17 protein-coding genes, 6 tRNA genes and 1 pseudogene are annotated in these 20,279 nt (G+C 74.2%); 8 read left to right on the top strand and 16 right to left on the bottom strand.

Translation table 11 applies throughout. The features are described 5' to 3' along the window. The first annotated feature begins 1 nt into the window (after position 1). Together ACPFP2_RS26350 and ACPFP2_RS26355 are read left to right on the top strand one after the other, a co-directional pair. Positions 2 to 1,390, top strand: a complete 1,389-nt coding sequence (locus ACPFP2_RS26350) for an ATP-binding protein (protein WP_424092420.1) — start codon at positions 2 to 4, stop codon at positions 1,388 to 1,390. Continuing rightward, positions 1,387 to 2,292 (top strand): Gmad2 immunoglobulin-like domain-containing protein, encoded by a 906-nt coding sequence (locus ACPFP2_RS26355; RefSeq protein WP_424092422.1) that lies wholly within the window; start codon positions 1,387 to 1,389, stop codon positions 2,290 to 2,292. The genes ACPFP2_RS26350 and ACPFP2_RS26355 overlap by 4 nt, the downstream gene beginning before the upstream one ends. Before the next feature lie 207 nt (positions 2,293 to 2,499). Here the strand turns inward: ACPFP2_RS26355 and ACPFP2_RS26360 are convergent. The 7 genes from ACPFP2_RS26360 to ACPFP2_RS26390 form a co-directional block, all read right to left on the bottom strand. Next, positions 2,500 to 2,570: transfer RNA gene (locus ACPFP2_RS26360), tRNA-Cys, on the bottom strand. An 82-nt stretch (positions 2,571 to 2,652) separates the two neighbouring features. Next, positions 2,653 to 2,724, bottom strand: a tRNA-Gln gene (locus tag ACPFP2_RS26365). A 37-nt stretch (positions 2,725 to 2,761) separates the two neighbouring features. Continuing rightward, positions 2,762 to 2,833, bottom strand: a tRNA-Arg gene (locus tag ACPFP2_RS26370). Positions 2,834 to 2,870: 37 nt separating this feature from the next. Continuing rightward, entirely contained in the window at positions 2,871 to 4,070 is a 1,200-nt protein-coding gene (locus ACPFP2_RS26375; protein WP_424092423.1) for an RtcB family protein, read from the bottom strand. Positions 4,071 to 4,267: 197 nt separating this feature from the next. Then, positions 4,268 to 4,340, bottom strand: a tRNA-Gly gene (locus tag ACPFP2_RS26380). Between the two features lie 10 nt (positions 4,341 to 4,350). Then, positions 4,351 to 4,424 (bottom strand) — tRNA-Glu (locus ACPFP2_RS26385). A 132-nt stretch (positions 4,425 to 4,556) separates the two neighbouring features. After that, a tRNA-Trp gene (locus ACPFP2_RS26390) sits at positions 4,557 to 4,629 on the bottom strand. A gap of 421 nt (positions 4,630 to 5,050) precedes the next feature. On the opposite strand from ACPFP2_RS26390, the gene ACPFP2_RS26395 reads away from it, so the two are divergent. Then, positions 5,051 to 6,235 carry a spore photoproduct lyase family protein gene (locus ACPFP2_RS26395; RefSeq protein ID WP_424092425.1) on the top strand — a complete coding sequence of 395 codons (1,185 nt, stop codon included), beginning with the start codon at positions 5,051 to 5,053 and terminating at the stop codon, positions 6,233 to 6,235. On the opposite strand, the gene ACPFP2_RS26400 is transcribed toward ACPFP2_RS26395, so the two are convergent. Next, complete coding sequence (locus ACPFP2_RS26400) at positions 6,236 to 6,916, bottom strand: NADPH-dependent F420 reductase (RefSeq protein WP_424092426.1); 681 nt, start codon at positions 6,914 to 6,916, stop codon at positions 6,236 to 6,238. A 170-nt stretch (positions 6,917 to 7,086) separates the two neighbouring features. On the opposite strand from ACPFP2_RS26400, the gene ACPFP2_RS26405 reads away from it, so the two are divergent. Next, the gene (locus ACPFP2_RS26405; protein ID WP_424092428.1) at positions 7,087 to 7,686 is read left to right on the top strand and encodes a TetR/AcrR family transcriptional regulator; all 600 of its coding nucleotides are present in this window, start codon (positions 7,087 to 7,089) and stop codon (positions 7,684 to 7,686) included. A 19-nt stretch (positions 7,687 to 7,705) separates the two neighbouring features. Further along, positions 7,706 to 8,490: pseudogene (locus tag ACPFP2_RS26410) on the top strand (alpha/beta hydrolase). A 47-nt stretch (positions 8,491 to 8,537) separates the two neighbouring features. On the opposite strand, the gene ACPFP2_RS26415 reads toward ACPFP2_RS26410, so the two are convergent. The 4 genes from ACPFP2_RS26415 to ACPFP2_RS26430 form a co-directional block, all read right to left on the bottom strand. Then, positions 8,538 to 9,578 (bottom strand): zinc-dependent alcohol dehydrogenase family protein, encoded by a 1,041-nt coding sequence (locus ACPFP2_RS26415; protein WP_424092429.1) that lies wholly within the window; start codon positions 9,576 to 9,578, stop codon positions 8,538 to 8,540. A gap of 91 nt (positions 9,579 to 9,669) precedes the next feature. Continuing rightward, positions 9,670 to 10,170 (bottom strand): DinB family protein, encoded by a 501-nt coding sequence (locus ACPFP2_RS26420; RefSeq protein ID WP_424092446.1) that lies wholly within the window; start codon positions 10,168 to 10,170, stop codon positions 9,670 to 9,672. Positions 10,171 to 10,319: 149 nt separating this feature from the next. Beyond that, positions 10,320 to 11,168 carry a M15 family metallopeptidase gene (locus tag ACPFP2_RS26425; RefSeq protein ID WP_424092431.1) on the bottom strand — a complete coding sequence of 283 codons (849 nt, stop codon included), beginning with the start codon at positions 11,166 to 11,168 and terminating at the stop codon, positions 10,320 to 10,322. Further along, entirely contained in the window at positions 11,165 to 12,379 is a 1,215-nt protein-coding gene (locus tag ACPFP2_RS26430; RefSeq protein WP_424092433.1) for a D-alanyl-D-alanine carboxypeptidase family protein, read from the bottom strand. Before ACPFP2_RS26430 ends, ACPFP2_RS26425 begins: the two co-directional genes overlap by 4 nt. Positions 12,380 to 12,499: 120 nt before the next feature. Here ACPFP2_RS26430 and ACPFP2_RS26435 point away from each other — a divergent pair, with 120 nt between their 5' ends. Continuing rightward, positions 12,500 to 12,733 carry a hypothetical protein gene (locus ACPFP2_RS26435; RefSeq protein WP_424092434.1) on the top strand — a complete coding sequence of 78 codons (234 nt, stop codon included), beginning with the start codon at positions 12,500 to 12,502 and terminating at the stop codon, positions 12,731 to 12,733. 230 nt (positions 12,734 to 12,963) lie between these two features. Here ACPFP2_RS26435 and ACPFP2_RS26440 read toward each other — a convergent pair whose 3' ends face one another. Continuing rightward, positions 12,964 to 13,683, bottom strand: coding sequence for a peptidylprolyl isomerase (locus ACPFP2_RS26440; protein WP_424092447.1), 720 nt, complete (start codon positions 13,681 to 13,683; stop codon positions 12,964 to 12,966). A 144-nt stretch (positions 13,684 to 13,827) separates the two neighbouring features. Then, complete coding sequence (locus ACPFP2_RS26445) at positions 13,828 to 15,051, bottom strand: D-alanyl-D-alanine carboxypeptidase family protein (RefSeq protein ID WP_424092436.1); 1,224 nt, start codon at positions 15,049 to 15,051, stop codon at positions 13,828 to 13,830. 320 nt (positions 15,052 to 15,371) lie between these two features. Between ACPFP2_RS26445 and ACPFP2_RS26450 the strand changes: the two genes are divergently transcribed. After that, positions 15,372 to 16,229 (top strand): hypothetical protein, encoded by an 858-nt coding sequence (locus tag ACPFP2_RS26450; protein WP_424092438.1) that lies wholly within the window; start codon positions 15,372 to 15,374, stop codon positions 16,227 to 16,229. A gap of 227 nt (positions 16,230 to 16,456) precedes the next feature. Then, a complete protein-coding gene (locus tag ACPFP2_RS26455) occupies positions 16,457 to 18,730 on the top strand; it encodes an ATP-binding cassette domain-containing protein (RefSeq protein WP_424092440.1) in 2,274 nt (757 codons plus the stop codon). A gap of 133 nt (positions 18,731 to 18,863) precedes the next feature. Here the strand turns inward: ACPFP2_RS26455 and ACPFP2_RS26460 are convergent, their stop codons facing one another. Beyond that, a complete protein-coding gene (locus tag ACPFP2_RS26460; RefSeq protein ID WP_424092442.1) occupies positions 18,864 to 19,271 on the bottom strand; it encodes a protein-tyrosine phosphatase family protein in 408 nt (135 codons plus the stop codon). 535 nt (positions 19,272 to 19,806) lie between these two features. Further along, a partial coding sequence (locus tag ACPFP2_RS26465; protein WP_424092443.1) for a hypothetical protein occupies positions 19,807 to 20,279 on the bottom strand: 473 nt, incomplete at its 5' end.

Genomic DNA, 20,279 nt, shown 5'->3' on the forward strand with positions numbered 1-20,279 from the left:
GATGAACACGGGCGTACCGCCGGGCCGGCTGCGACGCCGGTTGACGGTGGCGTTCGTGCTGGTCGCCGGGGTGTCCGCCGGCGGGCTGGCGAGCGGGTCGTACCTGATGGTGCGCCAGGCCCGGCTGGACGGCGCGGTGCAACGGGCGGCGGCCGACGCCCGCTACCAGCTCGTCCTCGCCGGACAGTTCGTGCCGCTGACCGACGCCCGCCGCACCGAGCTGCTGGCCAGCTTCGAGGGCAGCGGCCGGCACGTGCTGCTGGTCACCGACCGCACCGAGGCCTCCCACCCCGGATACGCCCCGGCCCCGGGCCACCCGCTGCGCGACGCCGTCGCCGACGGGCAACTGGGCTACGAACGCGTCGACGACGACGGACGGCACCTGCTCGTGGTCGGCGGCCGGATCCCCGGCGCCACCGCCGAGCTGTACGCCGTCACCGACGAGAGCGACCTGATGAGCGGGCTGGACCAGCTGCGCACCGCGCTCACGGTGGGCTGGCTGGCGGTGGTGGCGCTCGCGGCCGGGGTCGGGCACTGGATGGCCCGGCGTACCCTCGACCCCGTCGGCCGGGCCAGCCGGGCGGCCCGGGCGGTCGCCGAGGGACTGCTGGCCACCCGACTGCCGGTGCACGGCCGCGACGAGTTCAGCGACTGGGCCACGGCGTTCAACGAGATGGCCCAGGCGCTCCAGACGAAGATCGACGACCTGACCCGGGCGGAGGCACGGGAACGGCGGTTCACCGCCGACGTCGCGCACGAGCTGCGTACCCCGGTCACCGCCCTGGTGGCGGCGGCCTCGCTGCTGGGCGACCAGCTCGACACGCTGCCCGCCGACAGCCGGCGCACCGCCGAGCTGCTGGTCGCCGACGTGGTGCGGCTGCGGAGCCTGGTCGAGGACCTGATGGAGATCTCCCGGCTCGACGCCGGACGCGAACCGGTGACCGTCCGCGCGGTCGACACCCTCGCCCTGCTCGACGCCCTGGTCACCGCACACGGCTGGGCCGACCGGGTCGTCGTCGACGGCGACCCGGTCACCGTCCGCACCGACCCGCGCCGGCTGGAACGGATCCTGGCCAACCTAATCGGCAACGCCGTCACCCACGGCCGGGGCGACCTCCGCGCCACCGCCGCCCGCCGCGGCCCACTGCTCGTGTACGAGGTGAGCGACCGGGGGCCGGGGATCGCCGCCGAACACCTGCCGCACCTGTTCGAGCGCTTCTACAAGGCCGACCCGGCGCGCTCCGGGCCGGGCAGCGGCCTCGGCCTGGCCATCGCCCGGGAGAACGCCCGGCTGCTCCGGGGCGACCTGACGGTCCGCAGCGCCCCCGGCGTCGGGACCACGTTCCGGCTGACGCTGCCCGTCACCCCCGCACCGGACGGCGACCCGTGAGCCGCCCGGCCGCCCTGCTCACCGCGCTGGTGCTGCTGCTCACCGGCTGCGCCGACGCACCCTCGGGCACCCTCGGCCCGGCCCCCACCGCCGCCCCGCCCGGCAGCCCGCCGACCGGCACGCCCGTGACCGTGCCGTCCCCGCCCACCGGCACGCCGACCGGGCCGACCCCGACCGCCCGGCCGACCCCGCCACCCGCGCCCACCCGCACCGCCACACCGGCGCCGACCGGCAGCGTCACCGTGCAGCTCTGGTTCACCCGGGACCGGACGGTGACGCCGACCCGACGTACCCGACCCGCCACCGTCGCCACCTCCCGGCTGGCGCTGGCCGAACTGGCCACCGGCCCCACCCCCGCCGAGGCGGCGGCGGGCCTGGCCACCCTCGTCCCACCCGGGGTCGAGGTGGTCCGCATCGCCGACGGCACCGCCACGATCGCCGCGCACCCGTCGCTGGCGGACACCGACACCCGTACGCTGCGGCTGCGACGCGCCCAGATCGTCTGGACGCTCACCCAGTTCCCCACCGTGCGCCGGGTGGCCTTCACCGACCCGGACCTGGTGCTCGGACGGGCCGACCTGGCCGACGTGCTGGCGCCGATCCTGGTCACCGAGCCCACCGTCGGGCAGCGGGTCGGCACGCCGGTCACCGTCGCCGGCAGCGCCGACGTGTACGAGGCCACCGTCTCGATCCGGATCCTCGACGCCGGCGGGCGGGTGGTCGGCGCGGGCTTCACCACCGCCACCTGCGGCAGCGGCTGCCGGGGCGACTACCGGGCCGGTGTCGCCTACCGGCTGCCGACGGCCGGCACCGGCACCGTCGAGGTGTACGAGGTGTCGCCCCACGACGGCGCCCGCACCCACCTGGTGACCGTTCCGGTGACGCTCGCCGCCACCGGCTGAGCCCATCCGCTCCGGCCGTCCCTGCTGCTGCCCGGAGCCCCTGTGCACCGGTACATGCACGGGCGCGGCCGTCGGTCACCCCGGGCAGGGAGACCGACGGCCGCGCCGTCACCGGTCGCCGGCCCCGGGGTCGAACCGGGCGGGCCGCCGTCATGAGCAGCAGCTGGACCCACGTCCTCCGGCGTCACCACAGTGGACGGCAGATCGAGACCGAGACCGGAATCGAACCGGTGTACGCGGTTTTGCAGACCGCTCCCTGGCCACTCGGGCACTCGGTCGGGTGATGGAACGCGCCCCCGGCTGGATTCGAATCAGCGACCCCCAGGTCCGGAACCTGGTGTTGGGCCACGAGGATTCGTGCTGCGAGCGGAGGACTCGAACCTCCATCGCCCGTTCCAGAGACGGGTGTGCTGCCGATTGCACCAGCTCGCAAGGGGTTCTGCTCCGACGTCGCGCCGGATGCGGACCGTGCCCCGACCAGGATTCGAACCTGGCTCTCCGGTTTCGTAGACCGGCGCTCTCTCCGCTGAGCCACCGGGGCGTACGACCGGCGCCCACCCCTCGGGGCACCGGTCGGCCTAACCCTTCACGCAGACCACCTGCTTGAGGTGCGCCACCACCTCGACCAGGTCGTCCTGCTGCGCCATCACCTCGGTGATGTCCTTGTACGCGCCGGGGATCTCGTCGACCACCCCGGCGTCCTTGCGGCACTCCACCCCCTCGGTCTGCTGCCGCAGGTCCTCGGTGCTGTACGTGCGCTTCGCCTGCCCCCGCGACATCCGCCGCCCCGCGCCGTGCGACGCCGAGCAGTACGCGTCCGGGTTGCCCTTGCCGCGCACGATGTACGAGCCGGTGCCCATCGACCCGGGGATGATGCCCAGGTCCCCCCGACCGGCCCGGATCGCGCCCTTGCGGGTGACCAGCACGTCGACGCCGTCGTACGTCTCCTCCGCCACGTAGTTGTGGTGGCAGGAGATCGGCTCGCCGTAGCTGACCTGCGGGAAGTGGTCGCGGACCACGCCGCAGAGCAGCGCCAGCATGACCGCCCGGTTGCGCCGGGCGTACTCCTGCGCCCACCACAGGTCACGGCGGTAGGCGTCCATCTCCGGGGTGCCGGCGAGGAACACCGCCAGGTCCCGGTCGGGCAGGTCGGTGTTGTGCGGCAGCCGCCGCGCCACCCCGATGTGCCGCTCGGCGAGTTCCTTGCCGATGTTGCGGGAGCCGGAGTGCAGCATCAGCCAGACCTGCCCGGCGTCCGGGCCGTCCTGCTCGACGCAGACCTCGATGAAGTGGTTGCCGCCACCGAGGGTGCCCAGCTGGTGCTGGGCGCGGCTCTCCAGCTGCGCCACCTTCCGGTCCAGTTCGCCGAAGCGCCGCCAGAAGGCGTCCCAGCCGGCCTGCTCCAGGCCGCGGACCCGGCGCGGGTCGACCGGGTCGGTCCGCTTGGCGAAGCCGACCGGGACGGCCGCCTCGATCGCCGCGCGCAGCGCCGCGAGGTTGTCGGGCAGGTCGGCCGCGGTGAGCGAGGTACGCACCGCGCTCATCCCGCAGCCGATGTCGACACCGACCGCGGCCGGGGAGACGGCCTGCCGCATGGCGATGACCGAGCCGACCGTCGCGCCCTTGCCGAAGTGCACGTCGGGCATGACGGCGACGCCCTGCACCCAGGGCAGCGCGCCGATGTTGCGCAGCTGCTGCGCGGCCTGCGGCTCGATGCCGTACGGGTCGGTCCAGACCCGTACCGGGGCCCTGGTGCCCGGCAGCGGGGTGAATGCCATCGTCGTCTCCTGTGTCGTCGTGGTGCCGTACCCCGATCGGGGCGGCGGAAGGTTCGTGGACCGCCCGGGAGTCGAACCCGGCGGGAGTGGCGTGCAAGGCCTCTCTGCGCCCGGCGCGCAGCCCGTGACGCCCCGGTGGCGGGGCCCGTCATGCCCCGGTGGCGGGGCCCGTCATGCCCCGGTGGCGGGGCCCGGAGAGCGGTTGGCCGGGTTCGAACCGGCGACCTTCGCCATGGCGAGGCGACGCGCTGCCTGCTGCGCTACAACCGCGGGTCGTGCGTAGGCCGTACGGGGCTCGAACCCGTAAACCTCCCGGTGGAGAGCCGGGTGAGCTGCCAGTTGCTCCAACGGCCCGTGCGGGGTGGTGCGTCCACCCCGTGTCGTTCGCCCGGCCGGCGCGCTGGGGCGCCGGCCGGGTTCGTGCTCATGCCGTCCACTGTGGAGTTGAGAAGATGCGACGTCGCCGGCGCACGCCGGGACAGGATGCAGGGGTGACAGGATTCGAACCTGCGACCGTCGGGTTTGGAATCCGATGCTCTGCCAGTTGAGCTACACCCCTTGGGCGGGTGCCGGGAGACGAAAGAGCCGCCCGGTCCCCGGTGGGGTGGGCGGCTGCGCGTGTCGCGCGTGGCGCTATCCGCGCCGCCACCCTGGTCGCCAGCCGCATCGGCCCTGGAGCGGGCCCCGGGCTCGTTCGCCCGCGGGCAGCATGGCACCGCCGCGCGGCATGGGCCGCGTGGTCTCGGTGCTGGTTCGCTGCTGCACGGTGGGCTCCCCGGATCGATCGGCGTGACGTTGCCCATTGAAGGTAGGTGAGCCCTCCGGAGCCCGCAACGGATATTCGCGATCACGCTTCGGCAGGCGCCGTCCGCCGTCCTGCCGGACTTGAGCACGGTGACGCCGGAGCGCGGGTGGCCGAGCGGGACGCATCCGATGACGGGCGCCCGCGTGGACCGGCGGGACCTGGGTAACCGGGCGGGATGCAACCGGACAGCGTCGACGTCGACCGGCCGCTCGCGGTGGGTGTGCCGCCGGCGCCGCACGACGCCAGCGGCGAGGGCGTGGCGACCCGCGATCTGGCCGGGCTGGCCCCACCGCCGCGCCCGGCGCGGCGGTGGACGCCGCGCCGGGTGGTCGTCACTCCGGCCGCCTGGGAGCACCCGCACGCCCGGCGGATCGCCGCCCGGGTCGAGGCGCTGGGCATCGAGGTGCAGCGGTTGCGCGCCAACCGGCTGACCGGCCTGCGCGGGGAGACCGAGCGGGAGACGTACGCCCGGGCGAAGGCGACCATGGCGATCGTGGCGAGCCCACCGTCGCGACGCCGGTTGCAGCCGATCGCGCCGAGCGCGGACTGGCGGGTCGACCTGGCCGAGGGGTGCCCCGCGCACTGCCAGTACTGCTACCTCGCCGGTTCGCTCTCCGGCCCGCCCGTGACCCGGGTGTACGCCGACCTGGACGAGATCCTCGACGGGCTGGCCGACTATGCCGGCAGGGGCACGGTGACCAGCCGCAGCGCCGGGCGCGCCGACGAGGGCACCACGTTCGAGGCGTCCTGTTACACCGATCCGCTGGCGCTGGAGCACCTGACCGGCAGTTGGCGGCGGGCGGTGGAGCACTTCGCCGCCTGGGAGGCCCCGGTGCAGCTGCGCTGGACCACCAAGTACGACGACGTCGGCACGTTCGTGGGGTTGCCGCACGCCGGGCGCACCCGGGTCCGGTTCAGCGTGAACTGCCTGCCGGTGAGTACCCGGTTCGAGGGTGGCACCAGCCCGGTGCCGGCGCGGTTGGCCGCGCTGCGCCGGCTGGCGCTCGACGGCTATCCGGTGGGGCTGACCGTCGCTCCGATCATGCCGCTGCCGGATTGGCGGACCCACTACGGGCACCTGCTGGCCATGGTCGCCGACGCGGTGCGCGGGGTGCCGGGACTGGACCTGACCGCCGAGTTGATCACCCACCGGTTCACCCCCGGCAGCCGGGAGGTGCTGCTCGGTTGGTACCCGGGCACGAAGCTGGAGATGGACGAGGCGCGCCGCAGCCGCAAACACGGCAGGTTCGGCGCGGTCAAGTACGTCTACCCGCGGGAGACGATGGCGGAGCTTCGCTCCTGGTTCACCGCCGAACTGGCCGCCCGGGTGCCCGACTGCCGGGTCCTCTACTGGACCTGACTACCGCACGATCCTGAACTGGAACATCGGGGTGTTCAGGGTGCCCATCAGCCGCAGCCAGATCGGCAGCAGCATCTCGGTGCCCCGGGCGCCGGTGAGGTCACCGAGGTCGATGACGTCGGTGTGACCGAAGCTCTCCAGCAGGGCGACCACCGTCGCCTTGGCCTCGCTGTCGTTGCCCGCCACGAAGACGCTGTGCTCCCCGGCGGCGACCGCCTTCGGGTTGACCATCAGCTCGGCGGTGAGCGTGTTGAGGGCCTTGACCACTTTCAGCTCGGGGAAGGCCGCCTGGATCCGTTCGCCGAGCGAGTCGGTGTCGGCGACGAAGAGGCGGGGCGGGAAGCCCTGAGAGAAGTCGAGCGGATTGGCGGTGTCGAGCAGCACCTTGCCGGCGAGGTGCTGCGCCCCGGCGGCGGTCAGCGCGGCGAGCGACGCCTCGCCGTGGGTGGCGTTGACGACGAGTTCGGCGTCGGCCGCCGCCTCGGCGAAGGTGCCCAGCGCGAGGTCGGGGTGCTGGCGCGCCCACTGCGAGTAGGGCGGGTTGCCCATGCCGTCGGGGTCGGTGCGGGCGAGGGTGGCGGCGACGTCACGGGTGCCGACACGCACCTCGTGGCCGAGCCGGGTCAACCGTCCCGCCAAGGTCTGCCCGACCACCCCGGTGCCCAGTACGGCGATCTTCATGGTCCTGCTCCTGTCGTCATGGCGGGCGTCCTGCCCGCCCCACCGAAACTAACAGACAGGTCTGTCTACCGACAAGACGTATGCGGGGAGCCCATCCGCGAGCACAACCGGACCGGTGGACAGACCGGTCGGTATCATGGCGGGACCAGCGGCCCACGGGAGGTGGCGACATGGCGGCGACGACCCCGGCCGGCAGCGGCCGGCAGCCCGCGCGCGAGCGCATCCTGGAGACCGCCTTCCGGCTCTTCTACGCCCACGGCCCCCGGGGCGTCGGGGTCGACACGGTGATCGCCCAGTCCGGGGTGGCCAAGGCGACCCTCTACAAGCACTTCCCCCGCAAGGACGACCTCGTCCTGGCGTACCTCGACACGGTGGACCAGGCCTGGTTCGGCGCGCTGCGCGCCGCCGCCCGGGCTGCCGGGGACGAGCCTCGCGACCAGCTCGTCGGGATGTTCGACGCCCTCGGCACGGCGTGCCGCCGGGAGGGGTACCACGGCTGCGCGTTCATCAACACCGCGGCCGAGAGCGCCCCGGGCAGCGACGTGCACGCCCGCACCGTGGAACACAAGGCGGTGGTCCGGGCCTGGGTCACCGACCTGGCCCGCCGTGCCGGGGCGCAGGACCCGGACCGGCTCGCCCGCCAGCTCACCCTGCTGCTCGACGGAGGGCTCGCCGCCGGCGTCCTGGATGCCGACCCGTCGGCCCCCGCCGAGGCGCGCGCCGCCGCCGAGGCGCTGGTGGCCGCCGCGTGCCCACGGCCGACGGACTGAGCCGGTACGGTCTTGGACCATGGCACTGGTCCGCTGCGACTTCTTCTCCGAGGCGCTCGGCCTCAACACCTCGATGCAGGTGATCCTCCCGCAGCCCACGGCGTCCCAGATCGGGCTGGCCGGCGCGAGCACCGACGGTGACCCGCCCGTGCTCTACCTGCTGCACGGCCTCACCGACGACGAGACCATCTGGCTGCGGCGCACCTCCATCGAGCGGTACGCCGCCCCGCTGGGCCTGGCCGTGGTCATGCCCCGCGCCGAGCGCAGCTTCTACGCCGACGAGGTCCACGGCAACCGGTACTGGACGTTCCTCAGCGAGGAACTGCCGCAGGTGTGCCGCTCGCTGTTCCGCCTCTCCACCCGGCGGGAGGACACCTTCGTCGCCGGGCTGTCGATGGGCGGCTACGGCGCGGTGAAGTGGGCGCTGCGCCGGCCCGAGCGGTTCGCCGCCGCCGCCAGCCTCTCCGGCGCGCTGAACGTCGCCCACCGACGCGACCACCCGACCCGGCCGATGGACGCCGACGTCTGGCACACCGTCTGGGGTGACCGGCAGGTCCCCGGCACCGACGACGACACGGTGGCGCTGGTGCGTACCGCCGGGCCGGACACGCCGTCGCTCTACGTCGCCTGCGGCACAGAGGACTTCCTGTACGAGGACAACCTGACGTTCGCCGAGGCCGCCCGGGGCAGGGCGTGCCGGTCACCGTGGACTTCTCCCCCGGCGACCACGACTGGGCGTACTGGGACGCGAAGATCTCCGACGTGCTCACCTGGCTGCCACTGGGCACCCGGGTCGGCGGCTGAGCCGCGTACCGCGCCCCGGGCCCGGGGCGCGGTACGCGGGCACCTGCTCACGCGCGGCTCAGCACCACCTTCAGCGCGCCGGTCTCGGCCGGGCGGGCGAAGACGTCGTACGCCTGCTCGATCTCGCCCAGGGCGAAGCGGTGGGTGACCATCCGCGCGGTGTCGAACTGCCCGGCGACGAGCATGTCGAGCAGCTTCGGCGTGGTGCGGGTGTCCACCAGGCCGGTGGTGATGGTGACGTCGCGGATCCAGAGCTGCTCCAGGTGCAGGGTGGCCGGGCTGCCGTGCACGCCCACGTTGGCCAGCCGTCCGCCGGGGCGGACCAGGGTGGCGCAGAGCTCGAAGGTGGCCGGGGTGCCGACCGCCTCGATCACCACGTCCGCGCCGAGGCCCTCGGTGACCGCGCGGACCGCCTCCAGGGGGTCGTCCTCGGGGCGCAGGGTCAGGTCCGCGCCGAAGAGCTTCGCCGCCTCCAGCCGGCTCTGCGCCTTGTCGACCACCACGATCCGGGACGGGGAGAACAGCTTCGCCGTCTGGATCGCGGCCAGCCCGATCGGACCGGCGCCGACCACCACCACGGTGTCGCCGGGCATGACGCCGCCGTTGAGGACGCCGACCTCGTACGAGGTGGGCAGGATGTCGGCGAGCAGCACCGCCGCCTCGTCGGGAACGGAGGCGGGCAGCCGGTACGTGGACAGGTCCGCGAACGGGATGCGGGCATACTCGGCCTGCACGCCGTCGACGGTGTGCCCGAGGATCCAGCCACCGCCGCCGAGGCACTGGCCGTAGCGGCCCTCCCGGCAGAAGCGGCAGACCCCGCAGGCGGAGATGCAGGATGCGAGCACCCGGTCGCCCTCGGCCAGGTTGCCCACCCCCTCGCCGACCGACACCACCGTGCCGACCGCCTCGTGGCCGAGGATCCGGCCGGGCCGCACCTCGGGCACGTCGCCGCCGAGGATGTGCAGGTCGGTGCCGCAGATGGTGACCGCGTCGACCCGGACGATCGCGTCGCGGGGGCCGGCGAGGCGGGGATCGGGGACGTCCTTCCAGGACTTCTCGCCCGGTCCGCCGTAGACGAGTGCCTTCATGGCTCCTCCTTACGCCGTAGTCACCTCCACGGTGCGCGTGACGGTGGCGGCGCGGCAGGGCCGGAGTACCCGGGTGACGGGCCGGTGTCCCTCAGGCCCCGACGGCGCCGTCGACGGCCTCCCGCAGGAAGTCGGCGTGCCCGTTGTGCCGGGCGTACTCGTGGGCCATGTGGTGCATCACCAGCCGCAGCGACACGTCCTCGCCCCACCGTGCCTGATGGCCGGTGACGTCGAGCGACTCGGCGTCGCGCTCGATGCGGCGGGAGTGCGCCACCTCGCGCTGCCACACCTCGAACGCCTCCGCGCCGGTGCAGCCGGACGGGTCGTACGCCGCCTGGAAGTCGCCGGTCTCCGACCAGATCAACGGGATGTCCTCGGCGTCGATCACCCGGCGGAACCAGGTCCGCTCCACTTCGGCCATGTGCCGCAGCAGACCGAGCAGGGTCAGGGTGGACGGTGGCGAGGACCGCCGGCGCAGCTCCTCGTCGGTCAGTCCCCGGCACTTCATGGCCAGGGTGGCGCGGTGGAAGTCGAGGAAGGCGCGCAGCGTCTCCCGCTCCCCCGCGCGCAGTGGCGGGCCGATCCGTTCCATCTCCACGCGGGCTCCTCGAAGTCGACGACGGGAGCCTGCGCGGACCGGCCCGTCGAGGGGTTGGCCAGGGTCGGTGGCGAGCCTAACCGCACCGCCCGCCGGCACCGCACCGCCCGCCGGCACCGCACCGCCGGTCGGCCGGCGCCGGCTCAGCGCGGCGGCAGCGAGGCGACCGCGACCGGGAAGTCGAAGTACGTCTGCGGGTACGGCTCGGCGGCGTAGCGGTAGTGCCACCACTCCCGGTCGTAGTTGACGAACCCGCCCTGTGTCATCAGCCGCTTCAGCAGTTGCCGGTTGCGCCGCGCCGCACCGGTGACGCGCGGGTCCTCGGTGTGCGCCAGCGGGTCGAAGCAGTCGAAGCCGGTGCCCATGTCGAGGCTGCCGTCGGCGAAGCGCCGGTCGGCGGGCGCGGTACAGGCGGTCGCCGGGCGCCCCGGGTCGAAACCGGCGCGCGGTGGCGCGGCCGGCGGCTCCAGGGTGACGTCGACGGTGCTGCCCCGGCTGTGGGCCGTGGGCGCGCCGAGGTAGCCCTCGGCGAAGAGCCGATCCTTGGGCACCCGGGGATAGAACTCGGCCTTCGTCCGCTGGTCGGCGGGATCCCCGGCCCAGCGGACGAAGTGCGCGACCGCCCGCTGCGGCCGGTAGCAGTCGTACACCCGCAGGCTGCGACCCTCGGCGCGGGCGGCGGCCTGCACCCGGCGCAGCGCCTCGGCGGCCGGCCGGGTGAGCAGGCACAACGGCTCCGGGTAGCCGTCGACCGGCCGGCCGACGAAGTTGTGCGCGGTGGCGTACCGGATGTCGGTGGCGATGGTGGGGTCGACCTCGGACAGCAGCACGAAGTCGGCCGGGGCGGGCGAGCCGCCGGGCGACGGCGTCGTCGGGCGGGGCGTCGGCGCGGGGCCGGGCGGGCGCTGGCAGGCGGCGGACGACGCGAGGGCGGACGCGGCGGCCAGCACCGCGACGACCCGCCACCGGGAGGGCCGCGCCGGCCCGCTCACCGGTGACGGCGTACGGCGGCGTGCCGGCGACGCCGGCCGAGCAGGACCACGGTGGCGGCCACCGCGACCAGCGCCGCGCCGAGCAGCGGCCCGGGCCGGGTCCACCGGTGCCCGGAGTGCTCCAGTGGTCCACCGGCGGCGGCCAACGCGGGCGGGGTGCCCGACGGTGGCGGCGGCGAGGTGAGTTCGCCGGGGCGGACCAGCCGGCCGACCGACGCGTCCCGGGGCAGCGAGAAGCCCCAGTCCAGCAGGTCGGCCCCCTGCTGCCAGGCCCGCTGGCGGGTCACCTCCGCGCCGAGCAGGGTGACCACCAGCCGCCGGCCGTCGCGCTCGGCCGCACCGACGTAGGTGTGCCGGGCCAGGTCGGTGAAGCCGGTCTTGCCGCCGATGGCTCCCGGATAGTGGTAGAGCAACTGGTTGTCGTTCTGGATCTCGAACGCCTTCTCCCGCAGCGCCGGCTGGGCCGGGACGACGGCGCGCAGGGTGGTGTCGTACCGGCGGAAGGCCGGATCGGCGAAGCAGGCCCGGGCGATCAGCGCCAGGTCGTACGCGCTGGTGAACTGGCCGGGCGCGTCCAGCCCGGACGGGGTCACCGCGTGCGTCTGCAGGGCGCCCAGGCGGCGGGCCTCGGCGTTCATCGCGCGCATCCCGCCGGGCTGGCCGTCGGGCCCGCCGCCGAGGCGGGCGAGCGCGTTGGCCGCCTCGTTGCCGGACTTCAGCAGCAGCCCGAGCCAGATCGTCTCGACCGGGTAGTGGCCTCCCTCGGCCAGTCCCACCGCGGAACTGCCCGGTTCGATGTCCAGGTCACCGGCGGTGATCGTGACGACCTCGCGCGGGTCGAGCTTCGGCAGCACCGTGGCGGCCAGCAGCAGCTTCTGCACGCTCGCCGGGGTGGCGTACTCGTGTGGGCCGCAGCCGCCCAGCACCGCGCCGCTGTCCAGGTCCGCGACCAGCCACGAGGTGGCCGGCACCGACGGCGGCGCGGTCGCGGCGGCGGGGACGACCAGCCCGGGCGTGGCCAGCGCCGGTCCGCCGACGACGCGGTGGGCGGGCTCGGCGGGCGGCGGCGTCGGGCGGGGTGGCCGGGACACCGACGGCACGGGCGGGCACGGCCGGGTGGCCACCGGCGACGCCACCGCCACGGCGGGCACGCCGACGGTGGACGCCACGGCGGCGACGAGCACCGCGACGGTCCGGACCCACACCCTCATCACCACGCAGCGTAGCCATGCTGGCGGTCCAGGGTGATGATTTCCGGGCCCCGGGTCGGGTGTCGGGTGTCGGGCGGGAGCGGGCGGGGTAGCGCAGAGAGGAAGGAAAGGAGGAGGACCATGACCGATCCCCGCTACGTCCCGCTCGGCCTGGTCGGCGTGGGCGACCTGACCGAGGACCACGACGACGGCGACAGCCGCCCCCTTGTGGGCGCCGACGACGCTCGCGCCGACGCGGCGCACGCCGGTGCGCGGACCGACCTGTCCGGCGCGACCCGCGACGGTGACGGCGTGCCCGTCGGCGCCGCCGACGCCGAGGCCGACCGGGCCCGCGCGGCCGGCGAGCAGGACTGAGCCCACCGGGCCCGCGCGGCCGGCGAACAGGCTGAGCCGACCGGTTCCGGGCCCACCGTGCGGCGCGCTCCCGGCACGACCCGGGCGACCGGGTGGGACGGCGACGCACGCCGTCCCACCCGACGCCTCAGGGTGTGTGTCGACATCCCGGCCCGACCCGGGGTTGCCGCGACGGCGACCGGCGGCGGACGCCGCCCGGACCCCGCCCCGGCCAGCTCGGGGACCTCGTCCTAGCGGCCCCGGCCGGCCTTGCAGATCTCGACCGGCTCGGCGGGCGCGCCGTCGACCGGCGCCGGATCCTCCGGGGTGGGGGCGATGCCGCCGGCGGCGATCCGGTCCAGCGTCGCCAGACCGGCCTCGTCGACGGAGCCGAAGACGGTGTAGTTGGGGCGCAGCGCCGAGTCCGCCTGCACCAGGAAGAACTGGCTGCCGTTGGTGTCCGGGCCGGCGTTGGCCATGGCCAGCGTGCCCCGGGCGTAGAGGCGGCGGACCCCGGTCGGATCGGTCGGCGCGGGCGGCAGGTCGGTGGGCAGCTCGTCGGCGTACCGGTAGCCGGGCCCGCCCGAGCCGGTGCCGGACGGGTCACCGCACTGGAGCACCTTCAACGTCGCGTACGCGGTCAGCCGGTGGCAGTTCGTCCGGTCGTAGAACCGGTGCCGGGCCAGGTGCAGGAAGCTCTGCACGGTGCAGGGGGCCTGCTCGCGGTCCAGGGTCAACCCGATCGGCCCCTGGTTCGTGCGCAGGGTGACCCGGACCGTGCCCCGGTCGGGCGTACGCCGGGGGTCCGGCGGCAGCGGCACCGGGCGGGCCGCCGGGTCGTCCGGTGTCGCCGTGTACGCGCAGGGCCCCTTCGTGGCCGGCGGCGTGGACGGCTCGTCACCCGGGGCGGCGACCGCGGCGGTGCCGGCTGCGGCGACCAGCGCGGCCGACGCGGCCGTCACGCCGGCCAGACGACGCAGCGTCCGCAGCGGTCGGTGGCGCTGCGGCACGGCGGGCGGTCGGGGTTCACTCGACACGGGGGTCCTCCCTGGACTCGTGGTACCAGAAAGACCGGAGTCTATGGACCCCGCGACGGGTTGTCGACGCCGGTCGATTCAGGCGCGACGCCGGCCGCGCGGGCGGCGGCGCAGCGCCATCGCGGCGGCGACGAGCCCGACCAGTGCCGCCCCGCCGCCGACCACCGCGCCGCCGAGCCACTCCGGTCCCGCCGCGGCGGATCCACCGGCGGCGGGCGCACCGGCCACGGCGGGCGGGGCGGACGCGGTGGGTCCTTCGGCGCTCACCTCGCCCGGTTCGACCAGCCGGCCCACCGAGGCGTCGCGGGGCAGCGAGAAGCCCCAGTCGAGCAGTCGGGCCCCCTGCTCCCAGGCGCGCACCGGCCGGCGCTCGGCGCCCAGCAGGGTGACCACCAGCCGCCGGCCGTCGCGCTCGGCCGCGCCCACGTAGGTGTGCCGGGCCAGGTCGGTGAATCCGGTCTTCCCGCCCAGCGCGCCCGGATAGTTGTGGATCAGCGGGTTCTCGTTCTGGATCTGGAAGCCGGGCTTCTTCAGCGCCGGCTGGGCCGGGATCTGGGTGCGCTCGGTCAGCGCGTACCGGCGGAAGGTGGGGTCGGCGAAGCAGACCCGGGCGATCAGCGCCAGGTCGTACGCGCTGGTGAACTGGCCCGGGCCGTCCAGGCCGGAGGGGGTCACCGCGCGGGTCTGCCAGGCGCCGAGCCGGCGGGCCTCGGCGTTCATCTCGCGTACCCCGGCCTGCGCGCTGCCGGCGCCGAGCCGGGCCAGCATGTTCGCCGCGTCGTTGCCGGACTGCAGCAGCAGTCCCAGCCAGAGCGTCTCCACCGAGTACCGGCCGCCGACCAGCAGGCCGACCGCCGAGCTGCCGGGTTCGATGTCCAGGTCGGGCCGGGTCACCGTGGCCACCTGCTTCGGGTCGAGCTTCGGCAGCATGGTGGCGGCCAGGAGCAGTTTCTGCACGCTCGCCGGAGTGGCGTACTCGTGCGGGCCGCAGCCACCCAGCACCGCGCCGCTGTCCAGGTCCGCGACCAGCCACGAGCCGGCGGTGACCGGTGGCGGCGCGGGCACGGCGGGCGGGACGACCAGACCGGCGGTGGCCAGCGCCTCGCCGCCCACCGCCTGCTGCGCGGGCACCGGCGCGGGCGGCACGGGTCGCGGCGGGCGGGTCACCTTCGGTGTCGGCAGCTTCGGACAGGGCACGACCACCGGGGCCGCCGGCGCCGACGGCGCGGCGTCCGCCGGGACGGGCGTGGCGGTGATGAGGAGTACGGCGACGGTGGCGGCAGCCAGGACCCGGGCTCTCATGGTGAGGCACCATACCGAGACAAGATCGGCGTACCGGAGCGACGCACCCGCCGACGGCGAGGGTGGCGACGACGGCACCGGGAGTGAGCCCGACCGGCAGTTCCCCGTCGAGCCGGTGGACGCGGCGGCCGACCGCCGGAAACCGCTTGCCGACCGTTGAACGATCTTCGGACGGACTCCGTATCCATGGCCGCAGGGACGGAAGGGGACGCCGCCAATGCCGGGGCGGTCGACACCGGCCCCCTGCATCCCCACCGCACCGCCGGGACGCCCCGAACGCGACAGCGTCGACGACCCGGTGGAGACCAGAGGAGAGGTACATGGCCAGGCCCACGCGGAAGAACGCGGTCCTCAAGCTCGGCGGAGTGGGCGCCCTCGCGGCGCTACTGCTGGCCGGCGGGCTGCAGCTCGCCTCCGCCGACGAGAACACCGGCAACGCCAGCGGCGCCCAGACCGTGAACTGCCCGACCGTACGCGACAAGCTGCCGGCGATCCCCGCCTCGGCGGCTGCCGGCGTGGAGCGCGAACTGGCCAACCTGGACGCGGAGATCGCCCAGCAGAACGAGCGCCTGGCGAAGCAGGCGGCCAACCCGCAGGGCGGCCCGAACTTCATCAACAACGCCATCCTCGGCCCGCTGAGGAACAAGCGCGTCGCGGTGCTGGACCGCATCGAGATCAACTTCAACCGGGCCGGCGCGCAGCGCCCCAACCTGGACAGCCTCGCCACCTGCGGTCTGAACGCCCCGGGCGTCGCCAGCGCCCTCAACAGCTCCGTCGAGGCCGGCGACGCCGACGCCGACGCGGGCGCTGGCAACGCCGACGCGGGTGCCGGCAACGCCGACGCGGGTGCCGGCAACGCCGACGCGGGTGCCGGCAGCACGGCGGGGGCCCGGACGGTGGACTGCCCGACGCCGCAGATCCCGGCCGTGCCGGCCCAAGCCGCCGCGAACGTGCAGGCCGAACTGGCCCAGCTCGACAAGCAGATCAGCGAGGCCAACGCCCGCCTGGCCCAGCAGGCCGCCAACCCCCAGGGCGGCCCGAACTTCATCAACAACGCCATCCTCGGCCCGCTCAAGGGCAAGCGGCAGGCAGCCCTCGACCGCATCGAGATCGCCTTCAACCGCGTCGGCGCCCAGCGCCCCGACCTGGACAGCTTCGCCACCTGCGGCCTGAACTGATCCTGGCGCAGCCCGACAGCGGCCCGGCGGACACCCGCCGGGCCGCTTCGCGTCGGCCGGCGCGGGGAGGCCGGCGTACGCCGCGACATCGACCACCCGAAGCCGGCTGTCCCGGAGCACCTGCCGTCTGCACACCGGTTTGAGACTTGCAGCGCCCACCATTGCGACTGGTCCGCCTACATCTTGGCGCAGGTCTACACGGGACGTTCAATGAGACGATCGATGGCATGCAGCAGTCAGCGCGATCCGCAGCCGACAACCACGACGTCATCGAGGTACGGGGCGCCCGGGAGAACAACCTCACCGGGATCTCGGTCGACATCCCGAAGCGGCGACTCACCGTGTTCACCGGGGTCTCCGGGTCGGGGAAGTCGTCCCTGGTCTTCGGCACCATCGCCGCCGAGTCACGCCGTCTGATCAACGAGACCTACAGCGCGTTCCTCCAATCGTTCATGCCCAGCCTGTCCCGGCCGGACGTCGACTCGCTGCGCAACCTCACCCCGGCGATCGTGGTCGACCAGGAGCGGATGGGGGCGAACTCCCGCTCGACCGTGGGCACGGCGACCGACGCGTACGCGATGCTGCGCATCGTGTTCAGCCGGCTCGGCACCCCGTACGTCGGCGGAGCCGGGGCGTTCAGCTTCAACCTGGCCGAGGGGATGTGCCCGACCTGCGAAGGGCTGGGCCGGGTGTCCGACCTGGACGTGCACGCCATGGTCGACGTGGAACGCTCCCTCAACGACGGGGCGATCCTGGTGCCGAACTTCGCCGTCGACTCCTGGTACTGGCAGACGATTGTCGGCTCCGGCCTGTTCGACCCGGACGTCAAGGTGCAGGACTACACCGCGCAGCAGTGGCAGGACTTCCTGCACAAGCCCGCCACGAAGATCAAAGTGGGAAGCAACAACCTGACGTACGAGGGGCTGGCGGTCAAGGTGCGCCGGCTCTTCCTGGCCAAGGACCGCGAGTCGATGCAGCCGCACATCCGGGCCTTCGTGGACCGGGCGGTCACCTTCACCACCTGCGTCGACTGCGGTGGGGCGCGACTCAACGCCGCCGCCCTGTCGTCGCGGATCGCCGGGCGCAACATCGCCGAGTGCTCCGCCATGCAGATCAGCGACCTGGCAGAGTTCGTCCGGGGCATCGACGATCCGTCGGTCGCGCCGCTGGTCGGCACCCTGCGGGAGACGCTGGACTCGCTGGTGGAGATCGGGCTCGGCTACCTCAGCCTGGACCGGGAGTCGGCGACCCTCTCCGGCGGCGAGGCGCAGCGGGTCAAGATGGTCCGCCACCTCGGCTCCAGCCTCTCCGACGTGACGTACGTCTTCGACGAGCCCACCGTGGGGCTGCACCCGCACGACATCGCCCGGATGAACGACCTGCTGCTGTTGCTGCGCGACAAGGGCAACACGGTGCTGGTGGTCGAGCACAAGCCGGAGACCATCGCGATCGCCGACCACGTGGTCGACCTCGGCCCGGGCGCCGGGTCGGCGGGTGGGCAGGTCTGCTACACCGGCGACGTGGCCGGCCTGCGCCGCTCGGACACGCTGACCGGCCGTCACCTCGACCACCGGGTGACCCTGCGTGACCCGCTGCGCCGGCCCTCGGGTTGGCTGCCGATCCGCCACGCCGACCTGCACAACCTGCGCGACGTCGACGTCGACCTGCCGCTGGGGGTGCTCACCGTGGTGACCGGGGTGGCCGGCTCCGGCAAGAGTTCCCTGATCCACGGCTCGCTGCCCGGGCGGGACGGGGTGGTCGTGGTCGACCAGTCCCCCATCCGCGGCTCCCGACGCAGCAACCCGGCCACCTACACCGGCCTGCTCGACCCGATCCGTACCGCGTTCGCCAGGGCCAACGGAGTGAAGGCGGCGTTGTTCAGCGCCAACTCCGAGGGCGCCTGCCCCACCTGCAAGGGGATCGGCCTGGTCTACACGGACCTGGCGATGATGGCCGGTGTCGCCACCGTCTGCGAACGCTGCGAGGGTCGGCGCTACACCGACGAGGTGCTGACGTACACCCTGCGCGGGCGGAACATCAGCGAGGTCCTGGCGATGTCGGTCGCCGAGGCCCGGGAGTTCTTCTCCGGCGGCGCGGCGCGGGCCGTGCTGGACCGGCTGGCCGACGTCGGACTGGGCTACCTGGGTCTGGGGCAGCCGCTGACCACCCTCTCCGGCGGCGAGCGGCAGCGGCTCAAGCTCGCCATCCACATGGCCGAGAAGTCCAGCACCTACGTGCTGGACGAGCCGACCACCGGCCTGCACCTGGCCGACGTGGACCAACTGCTCGCGCTGCTGGACCGGCTGGTCGACGCCGGCAACACGGTGATCGTCATCGAGCACCACCAGGCGGTGATGGCGCACGCCGACTGGATCGTCGACCTCGGGCCCGGGGCCGGGCACGACGGCGGGCGGGTGGTCTTCACCGGCACTCCGGCCGACCTGATCGCCGAGGCCGACACTCTCACCGCCCGGCACCTGCGGGAGTACGTCGCCCGCTGACCGTGGGGGCCGCCGGGTGGTGGGCGCGCGGCGGCCACCACCCGGCGTGGCGTGCTCGGGGGCAGCCGAGGCGGCCCGGTCGGCAGCCGCGGACGCCGGCCTCATCCGTGACGTGCTCGGCGGCCTGCAGTGCTCAGGGCAGACGGCGCAGCCAGGCGCGCTGCCACGGGGTCTCCACGGCGCGCGGGTGGTACCGCTCGCGGACCCAGGGCACCGCCTGGGCCGCCGGCAGGCCGTCGAGGACCGCCAGGGCGGCGAGGGCCGTGCCGGTCCGGCCGACCCCACCACGGCAGGCGACCTCCACCCGGGCCCCGCCGTGTGCCCGCCGCAGTGCCTCGCCGAGGGCGTCCAGGGCGTCGGCCCGGTCCAGCGGGAGCCAGAAGTCCGGCCAGCGGATGCGTCGGTGCGGCCAGGCCGGCGCCGGGCCCGGCGCCAGCAGCAGGGCGAAGTCGGCGGGCGAGGCGGGATCGCCGACGCGGCGTCCGCGCACCGTCGCGCCACTCGGCAGTACGACCACTCCAGGGCTCTCGGACCAGTCCACGCCATGATTCTGCCGCCTCCGACGCGGACAGCGCCGCCCCCGGCCCGGGTGGGTCGGGGGCGGCGCTGGGGGTGTCGGTGTGCAGGTCGCCTCTCGGCGCGTGGCGCGACGCGGCTCCAGCCGAACGGTATTCCGCGACGGCATTTCAGGTGAGGCCCGGGGACACTGGACACACCGACACCCGACTCAACACGCTACCCCGCTTCACCCTTCCCCCACCCCCAGTGACCCCCACCACCGCCCCCACACCGTGATCAGGACCCGCCTCTCGACCAGCGCACGGCGACCCCGGGCTGGGACCTGCCCCCTGGTGCAGCCACGCTGCCTCCACGGGGACATCGAAGGAGATCTTGGAGAGTTGACGTTCGCGGTGAACGACAACTCTCCAAGATCCGGCCTCACTCGCTTGGCGCCCCCACCCGGAACGACGAACGATGCCTCAACCGGGGCGCGCGTGGACGTGCCGCCCGCTCGGGGAACGCCGCTGGCCGGCACCCCGTTGTGGGGTGCCGGCCAGTATGCGTGTGTGGGTGGGTCAGCTGTTCCAGTGCTCGGCGACGAGGTCGGCGGCCTGCTGCTCCCACTGGGCGTAGTGGTCCGGGTAGGCCGACACCTGCACGGTCTGGGCGGCCTTGGTCAGCGGCATGTCCTGCCAGCCGTCGACCTGCTTGAGGCCCTTGAGGAAGGCCAGGGTGGAGTACTCGGGGTCGGTGATCTGCTCGACCGTGCCCCAACCACTGGAGGGGCGCTGCTGGAACAGGCCCTGCGAGTCGTGGTCGTTGCGGTCACCCAGGTGACCCAGGTTCTCCAACTTCGACTCCTGCAACGCCGTCGCGATCGACACCACCGCGGCCCGCTCGTCCATCCCGGCCTTCTTCGTGGCGGCGATGATGGCCTTGACGTTGGCGACCTGCTCATCGGTCAGGTCGACACGCGACTGCTCGCCCTGCACACCGTGCGGAATCAGCTTGCCCTTGTCCACGGCCGGCTTCTCCGCCATCACCGCGA

It is taken from the genome of Micromonospora citrea, assembly GCF_049629545.1.
Taxonomy (GTDB): Bacteria; Actinomycetota; Actinomycetes; order Mycobacteriales; family Micromonosporaceae; genus Micromonospora; species Micromonospora citrea_A.

Coding starts and splice junctions, on each gene's coding strand:
- ACPFP2_RS26350 (WP_424092420.1), top strand. CDS start 2: ATGAACACGGGCGTACCGCCGGGCCGGCTGCGACGCCGGTTGACGGTG.
- ACPFP2_RS26375 (WP_424092423.1), bottom strand. CDS start 4,070: ATGGCATTCACCCCGCTGCCGGGCACCAGGGCCCCGGTACGGGTCTGG.
- ACPFP2_RS26395 (WP_424092425.1), top strand. CDS start 5,051: ATGCAACCGGACAGCGTCGACGTCGACCGGCCGCTCGCGGTGGGTGTG.
- ACPFP2_RS26400 (WP_424092426.1), bottom strand. CDS start 6,916: ATGAAGATCGCCGTACTGGGCACCGGGGTGGTCGGGCAGACCTTGGCG.
- ACPFP2_RS26405 (WP_424092428.1), top strand. CDS start 7,087: ATGGCGGCGACGACCCCGGCCGGCAGCGGCCGGCAGCCCGCGCGCGAG.
- ACPFP2_RS26415 (WP_424092429.1), bottom strand. CDS start 9,578: ATGAAGGCACTCGTCTACGGCGGACCGGGCGAGAAGTCCTGGAAGGAC.
- ACPFP2_RS26420 (WP_424092446.1), bottom strand. CDS start 10,170: ATGGAACGGATCGGCCCGCCACTGCGCGCGGGGGAGCGGGAGACGCTG.
- ACPFP2_RS26430 (WP_424092433.1), bottom strand. CDS start 12,379: ATGAGGGTGTGGGTCCGGACCGTCGCGGTGCTCGTCGCCGCCGTGGCG.
- ACPFP2_RS26435 (WP_424092434.1), top strand. CDS start 12,500: ATGACCGATCCCCGCTACGTCCCGCTCGGCCTGGTCGGCGTGGGCGAC.
- ACPFP2_RS26445 (WP_424092436.1), bottom strand. CDS start 15,051: ATGAGAGCCCGGGTCCTGGCTGCCGCCACCGTCGCCGTACTCCTCATC.
- ACPFP2_RS26450 (WP_424092438.1), top strand. CDS start 15,372: ATGGCCAGGCCCACGCGGAAGAACGCGGTCCTCAAGCTCGGCGGAGTG.
- ACPFP2_RS26455 (WP_424092440.1), top strand. CDS start 16,457: ATGCAGCAGTCAGCGCGATCCGCAGCCGACAACCACGACGTCATCGAG.